General features: G+C 69.5%; 9 protein-coding genes. 3 read left to right on the top strand and 6 right to left on the bottom strand.

Annotation, left to right across the window (positions count from 1 at the left end):
• The coding region (locus AXA74_RS18075; protein WP_060833240.1) for a methyltransferase domain-containing protein at positions 1-909 on the bottom strand (909 nt) is incomplete at its 3' end.
• Positions 910-982: 73 nt separating this feature from the next.
• On the opposite strand from AXA74_RS18075, the gene AXA74_RS18070 reads away from it, so the two are divergent.
• Positions 983-1,732, top strand: a complete 750-nt coding sequence (locus AXA74_RS18070; protein ID WP_376740388.1) for a ComF family protein — start codon at positions 983-985, stop codon at positions 1,730-1,732.
• Positions 1,733-1,760: 28 nt separating this feature from the next.
• The gene (locus tag AXA74_RS18065) at positions 1,761-2,231 is read left to right on the top strand and encodes a tRNA (cytidine(34)-2'-O)-methyltransferase (protein WP_029577919.1); all 471 of its coding nucleotides are present in this window, start codon (positions 1,761-1,763) and stop codon (positions 2,229-2,231) included.
• Between the two features lie 29 nt (positions 2,232-2,260).
• Here AXA74_RS18065 and AXA74_RS18060 read toward each other — a convergent pair whose 3' ends face one another.
• The 5 genes from AXA74_RS18060 to AXA74_RS18040 all read right to left on the bottom strand — a co-directional run bounded on the left by AXA74_RS18060 (position 2,261) and on the right by AXA74_RS18040 (position 5,714).
• Positions 2,261-3,238 (bottom strand): Bug family tripartite tricarboxylate transporter substrate binding protein, encoded by a 978-nt coding sequence (locus AXA74_RS18060; RefSeq protein WP_029577920.1) that lies wholly within the window; start codon positions 3,236-3,238, stop codon positions 2,261-2,263.
• 64 nt (positions 3,239-3,302) lie between these two features.
• The gene (locus AXA74_RS18055; RefSeq protein WP_029577921.1) at positions 3,303-4,379 is read right to left on the bottom strand and encodes an NAD(P)H-dependent glycerol-3-phosphate dehydrogenase; all 1,077 of its coding nucleotides are present in this window, start codon (positions 4,377-4,379) and stop codon (positions 3,303-3,305) included.
• A 12-nt stretch (positions 4,380-4,391) separates the two neighbouring features.
• Entirely contained in the window at positions 4,392-4,919 is a 528-nt protein-coding gene (gene secB / locus AXA74_RS18050) for a protein-export chaperone SecB (RefSeq protein ID WP_029577922.1), read from the bottom strand.
• A gap of 57 nt (positions 4,920-4,976) precedes the next feature.
• Entirely contained in the window at positions 4,977-5,234 is a 258-nt protein-coding gene (gene grxC / locus AXA74_RS18045; protein ID WP_029577923.1) for a glutaredoxin 3, read from the bottom strand.
• A 57-nt stretch (positions 5,235-5,291) separates the two neighbouring features.
• On the bottom strand, positions 5,292-5,714 hold the full coding sequence (locus tag AXA74_RS18040) for a rhodanese-like domain-containing protein (RefSeq protein WP_032979528.1): 423 nt from the start codon (positions 5,712-5,714) through the stop codon (positions 5,292-5,294).
• A gap of 192 nt (positions 5,715-5,906) precedes the next feature.
• Between AXA74_RS18040 and gpmA the strand changes: the two genes are divergently transcribed.
• Positions 5,907-6,659 (top strand): 2,3-diphosphoglycerate-dependent phosphoglycerate mutase, encoded by a 753-nt coding sequence (gpmA, locus tag AXA74_RS18035; protein ID WP_029577925.1) that lies wholly within the window; start codon positions 5,907-5,909, stop codon positions 6,657-6,659.
• The last annotated feature ends 1 nt before the right edge of the window (position 6,660 follow it).

Raw genomic sequence — 6,660 nt, 5'->3', positions numbered from 1 at the left:
CCCGCCGATGGCGCTGACCGACAGCCGGGTCTCGCCCGGGGCGGCGCGGTGCGCGGCGGCCCGCCAGGCGTGCCCATAGGCCACTTCGATCGTCAATGAAATCCGTCCGTCGGCGCCTCGCTGGCTCTCCAGCGCGGCGCACAGGCGGTCGCGCCAGGCCCGGCCGGCCAGGCCCGGACGGCGCCCGCGCGCCGGATTGCCGCCCAGGGCGCGGACGTCCTGCAGCAGCTTCTCGGGCGTGGCGTAGGTCAGGGTCAGGATCTCCTGGTCCATGACCGGGTCGGCAAAACCGTTCTCGACCAGCAGGTCGCCGAAATCATGCATGTCCACAAAGGCCGGCGTGGCGGTGGCCAGCCCCGCCGCGTCCAGGGCGCCGCGCAGCTCGCGCAGCGTGGCCGGCCCCAGACAGGAAAACATGGCCAGGCCGCCCGTGCGCAGGACGCGCCGCCACTCCGCCAGCACCGCGTGCGGCGCCGGATGCCAGTGCAGGGCGAGGTTGGACCAGACCAGGTCAAGCGACTCGGGCGCCAGGCCGGTCGCGGCGATATCGGCTTGCACGAACTGGATCGGCGGCTTGCCGCGGCCAGTCAGCTTGCCCACCAGGGCCGACAGCCCGGCGGGCTGGAAGCGCTGTCGCGCGATCGCCAGCAGGGGCGCGCAGTGGTCCAGCCCTGTGTAGGCGGCCTGCGGATAGCGCTCGCGCAGCAGCGGCAGGTTATCGCCCGCGCCGCAGCCGGCATCCAGCATGGCTTGCGGCTGCAGGCGGATATAGCCCAGCCTGCCCATCATGCGGCTGGCGATCTCCCCGTAAAGAAACTGCGCCGGCGCCAAATCGCCGCGCCGGGCGAACTGGCGGCTGACGTCCAGGGGATTGATGGGCAGGTCGGGCAGTGACGAAGGCTGGGACATGAGCATGCAGTGGCGGGCGGCAGGCGCGCGCCGGTATGTTTAGATGGCGGACCGAGCGTTCGCCGCCGACATTATGGCCCATCCCCCATCCGTCCCCTGGTATAAGCCCTGCCGGCTGTCATGGCGTTGGCCCACCGCCTGCCCGCTGTGCGCGGGCCAGGCGGCGGGCGGCCGCCTCTGCCGCGGCTGCGCGCGCGATGTCACGGCCTCCATGCGCGGACACACCGCGCGCTGTCCGGCCTGCGCGGCGCGCCTGCCCCGGGCGGGCGGCCCGCTGTGTGCGTCCTGCCTGCGGCGGCGGCCCCGCTTCGGGGTCTGCGTCGCGGCCTTCGACTACGCCTTTCCCGGCGACGGCCTCATCCAGGCATACAAGCGGCAGGGCCGGCTGGGCCTGGCGCGGGCCCTGGGCCTGTTGATGGCGGGTGCCTGGCGGCGCCGGGGCCGAGCCGGCGCCGTAGTGCTGGTGCCGGTGCCTGCATCGGCCGCCGCGTTGCGGCGGCGCGGGTTCAATCCGGCGGCCGAGCTGGCCGGTGTGGCGGCGCAAGGTCTGGGCCTGCCATTGCGGCGCCACGGCCTGCGCCGGGCACGCGAGCGCGCCCCGCAACGCGGACGCGGGCGCCGGGCGCGTTGGCGCGGCCTGCGTGGCCTGTTTGTCGCCGACGCCGGCCTGGCGGGCCGCGACATCCTGCTGGTCGATGACGTGGTCACCACGGGCGCGACCGCGCATGCGGCCGCGCTGGCCCTGCGCCGCGCCGGGGCGCGCTGCATCGGCATACTGGCCGCGGCCCGCACGCCGGCGCCGGGCTGGCACAATACCCCCTGAATGCCGCTCGGCCCCCATTGTTGTCATCATGTTCCACGTCATCCTCGTCTGCCCCGAAATCCCGCCCAACACCGGCAATGCCATCCGGCTTTGCGCCAATACCGGCGCGCAACTGCACTTGGTGCGGCCGCTGGGCTTCGAATTGGACGACGCGCGCCTGCGCCGCGCGGGGCTGGACTATCACGAATGGCAGCCCATGAAGGTCCATGACGATCTGCCTGCCGCCCTGGCGGCCACGGGCGCGCCGGCCGCGCGCATCTTCGCCATGACCACGCAGGGCGCGCGCAGCGCCGCCGGCATGCAATACCAGCCCGGAGATGTCTTTGTCTTCGGCAGGGAGACCGCCGGCCTGTCGCCCGAGCATGTGGCGCTGTTCGCGCCCGCGCAGCGCTTGCGCCTGCCCATGCGGCCCGGCCAGCGCAGCCTCAACCTGTCCAACGCCGTGGCGGTGACGGTGTTCGAAGCCTGGCGCCAGCAAGGCTACGCGGGCGGCGAATAGACAAGGGGCCGTCAGGCCCCTTCAGACGATCAATCCAGCGACAGGTTCAGGCTCTCGATCACCCGGTCCCAGCGCGCCTTTTCGTCGCGGATGCGCTGGGTGAGCGCTTCGGGCGTGGACGGGGCCGGCGTGAAGTACTGCAGCAGCAACTGCTTGCGCACCGCCTCGCTGTCGATGATGCGGGCCAGCTCGCTATTGAGCCGTTCGACGATGGGCGTGGGCGTGCCGGCCGGCGCCAGGATGGCGTTCCATGAAATCGCCTCGAAACCCGGATAGCCTTGCGAAGCCATGGTCGGGATGCCGGGCAGGGCATCGCTGGGCTCCAGGCTGGTGATGGCCAGCGCCTTCACGCGGCCATCCTTGACCTGCGGCATGGCGATGGCCGGCACCATGAAGCCCGCCTGCACGTCGCCGCCGATGATGGCCGAGATCACTTGCGGAAAGCCCGGGTAGGGAATCTGCGCCAGGTCGATCTTGGCTTCCTGCTTGAACATCTCCATGGCCAGGTGGGCCGAGCTGCCCGGGCCGACCGAGCCATAGTTCAGCGCGCCCGCGCGCTCCTTGGCCAGTTTCACGAAATCCTGCAGGTTGTCGGCACCCAGGTTGGCGGGCACGGTCAGCACATTGGGGCTGGTGGCGACCAGGGTGATAGGCGCCAGGTCCTTCAGCGGGTCATAGCCCAGGGTGCGCTTGTACAGGGTGGGGGCGGTCACCAGCGGACCATTGATCGTATAGAGCAGGGTGTAGCCGTCGGGCTTGGCCTGCGACACGATGCGCGTGCCGATGTTGCCGCCCGCGCCCGGTTTGTTGTCCACCACGATGGATTGCTGCAAGACCTGCGACAGCGGCTCGGCGATGGTGCGGGCCAGCAGGTCGGGCGACGAGCCGGGCGGGAAGGGCACCACCAGGTGGATGGGGCGCTCGGGCCAGGCCGCGTGCGCGGCCAGCGGCAGCATGACGGTGGCCAGGCCCAGGCCCAGGCGGCCGAACAGGCGTGCGAAAGACATGGAAGACTCTCCTCGGGGTTGTTGTTGTAGACGCGCGTGAATAGGGGGGCGGGGTGGTCCGGCCTCAGCGGGTGGGGTTGCTTTCGGCGGGACCGGGGCCTTCTTGGCGCGCCTCGCGCGCCAACAGGGCGGAAACGGCGGTCATGGGCGCCACGCCCTCGAACAGCACGGCGCACACGGCCTCGGTGATGGGCAGCTCGACGCCCAGCGAACGCGCCCGCTGCAAGGCGGCCCGGGCGCAGCGCACGCCCTCGGCGGTGATGCCGCTGGCCAGGATGTCCTCGAGCTTGCGGCCGGCACCGATCTCCAGGCCCACGCGGCGGTTGCGCGACAGCTCTCCCGTGGCGGTCAGCACCAGGTCGCCCAGGCCCGTGAGGCCGGCAAAGGTGTCGGCGCGCGCGCCCAGCGCGGCGCCAAAGCGCGTCATTTCGGCCAGGCCGCGGGTGATGAGGGCGGCGCGGGCATTGGTGCCCAGCGCCAGGCCGTCCGAAATCCCGCAGGCCACGGCGATGACATTCTTCAGGGCCCCGCCCACCTCGACGCCGGCCACGTCCTGGCTGGCGTAGACACGTACCGCGCCGCCATGCAGGGCGGCCGTGGCCGCGCGGGTGACGCGCGCGTCATCGCTGGCCACTGTAAGCGCCACGGGCAGGCCTTGGGCGACTTCGCGGGCAAAGGACGGGCCGGACAGCACGCCGCAGGCCAGCCCGCTCATGCCGGCGGCGGCTTGCCGCGCGATCTCGTGCGGCAGCCGGGCGGTGTCGGTCTCGAAACCCTTGCAGGTCCAGACGATAGGCGTGTCGGCCATGCCCAGCGTCGGCAGGCGCCGGGCCAGTTCGGCCATCATGGCGCTCATGCCAGCCACGGGCACGCCGAGGATGATGAGGGCGTGGTCGGGGTCACTGCCCAGGAAGGCCAGGGCGTGGTCCAGGTCGGCGCTGAATTGCAGCGCGGCCGGCAGGGCCACGCCGGGCAGATATCGGGTGTTTTCGCGCTCGGCCTCCAGGCGCTGGGCCTGGGCCGGGTCGCGCGCCCACAACAGGGTGGGATGGCGGCGGGCGGCCGCCGCCGCCAGGGCCGTGCCCCAGCTGCCCGCGCCGAGAACGGCGACGCGCAGGGCGGGGGAGGGGGGGCGGGCCATGGCGGGAGGGACTTACTGGCGGGTGGCGCCCGGCGGCAGGATGATGCCGGACTCGCTCCCGTTGGCGGGCTTGTCTTGCTGCTGGGCCATTTCGGCCAGGCGTTGCTCGTACAGGGCCTGGAAGTTGACTTCGGTCAGATGCAGGGCCGGCAGCGAGCTGCGGGTGATCGCGTCGGCCACGTTGGCGCGCAGATAGGGGTAGAGCATGGTCGGGCAGACGATGCCCAGGATGGGGTCCATCTGCTCGGGCGGGATGTTGGCCAGTTCGAAGATGCCAGCCTGCGTGCCCTCGACCAGGTACAGGACCTTGTCGTTGACGCGGGTCGTGACGGTCACGGTGACGGTCGATTCGAAGACGGTATCGGCCAGGCGCTGGCCGCCGACATTGATGGTCACTTCGACCGCCGGGCCTTCCTGTTCCAGGAAGATGTGCGGCGCATTCGGCATTTCCAGCGACAGGTCCTTTAGATAGACGCGCTGGAGATTGAAGGCGGGCGCATCGGAGCCGGTTTGCTGGGTGTTTTGGTCCTGATCGGCCATGAGAGATTCCGGTTTTATAGGGTTGTAAGGCTTGAGAGAAGCCGTTGGCGGTTGCCGTCAGCCGTTTAACAAGGGAAGCAGACCACCGGCGCGGTCCAGCGCCTGGAGGTCGTCGCAGCCACCCACGTGGGTGTCGCCGATGAAAATCTGCGGCACCGTGCGGCGGCCCGTGCGCTCGATCATGGCATCGCGCTGGGCGGGTTCGCGATCGATCTGGATTTTCTCGATGTCGGTGACCCCGCGTTGGCGCAGCAAAGCCTCTGCCCGGGCGCAGTACGGACAGTAGTCCTTGCTATACATAACAACTTTTTGCATGGCTTCCCTCCATCGAAAGCAATATGGGACTCATTGAATGGCCCGGGGCTTGCCGTGTCAGCCTTTTTGCGTGACCGGAAGATTGGCCGCGTACCAGGCGCGCATGCCGCCTTCCAGCGTCTTGACGTCGGTCAGGCCCAGGGCCTTGAGGCGCTGGGCGATGCGCGGCGCATTGCGGCCCTGTTCGCAAACCACGATGAGCGGCTTGTTCTTGGGCAGCGAGGCCGCCTTCTTTTCGAGCTCCTCGGCCGGGACGCTGCGGGCCTGGGCGATATGGCCGGCCTGGAACTGCTCGGCCGCGCGCACGTCGACCCAGACGGCGCCCTGTTGGTTGACCAACTGGATGGCCGCGTTGGTGTCCAGGGCCGAGCCGCCGCGGCCCTTGCGCAGGCTGGTCACCAGGAGCATGCCTCCCGAGGCCAGCGCCACGACGACGATGAAGATATTGTTCTTGTCGATCAAAAATTGCAGAAAATCCACGAGACATCCTGAAGTGCGGCGCCCTGGACGCCCGGATTTCCGACGCGCGGCGTCGGGTCGGGCGGCTTTGGGGCCAGATGGCGACGGCCCGGCAGCATACCGCGCCGGGGGGGCTAAGCCTGGGGCAAAATCACTCAATTATAAAATGAGCCTATTGTTCACCTCCAACCTGCGCGATTTGCGCCTTTGACCATGTACAAACTCGTCCTCATGCGCCACGGTGAAAGCCAGTGGAATCTGGAAAACCGCTTCACCGGCTGGACCGACGTCGACCTGACCGAAACCGGCCGCGAACAGGCCCGCAAGGCCGGCGAACTGCTCAAGCGTGAAGGTTATGTGTTCGACCTCGCCTACACCTCGGTGCTCAAGCGCGCCATCCGCACCCTGTGGATCGCCCTGGACGCCATGGATGCCATGTACACCCCGGTCGGCGTGAGCTGGCGCCTGAACGAGCGCCACTACGGCCAGCTGCAGGGCTTGAACAAGGCGGAGACGGCCGCCAAGTTCGGCGACGAACAGGTGCTGATCTGGCGCCGCGCCTATGCGATCGCGCCCGAGCCCCTGGACCTGGACGATCCCCGCCATCCGCGCTTTGACAGCCGCTACGCCAAGATCCCGGCCGAGCAGCTGCCCGCCACGGAGTGCCTGCAGGACACCGTGGCCCGCGTGCTGCCCTTCTGGAACGACTCCATCGCGCCGGCCATCCGGTCGGGCCGCCGCGTCCTGATCGCCGCCCACGGCAACAGCCTGCGCGCCCTGATCAAGCACCTGGACAATATTTCGGATGACGACATCGTCGGCGTGAACATCCCCACCGGCCAGCCCCTGGTCTACGAACTGGACGAGAACCTGCGCCCGATTCGCCATTACTATCTGGGCGATGCGGCCGAAATCGAAGCGGCGATGGCCGCCGTGGCCGCGCAAGGTAAGGCAAAGAAGGACTGAT

The sequence above is a fragment of the Bordetella hinzii LMG 13501 genome (genome assembly GCF_001548475.1).
Taxonomy (GTDB): Bacteria; Pseudomonadota; Gammaproteobacteria; order Burkholderiales; family Burkholderiaceae_B; genus Bordetella; species Bordetella hinzii.
The sequence above is the reverse complement of the archived record's forward strand: the minus strand, read 5'-3'. Positions and strand labels throughout refer to the sequence as shown.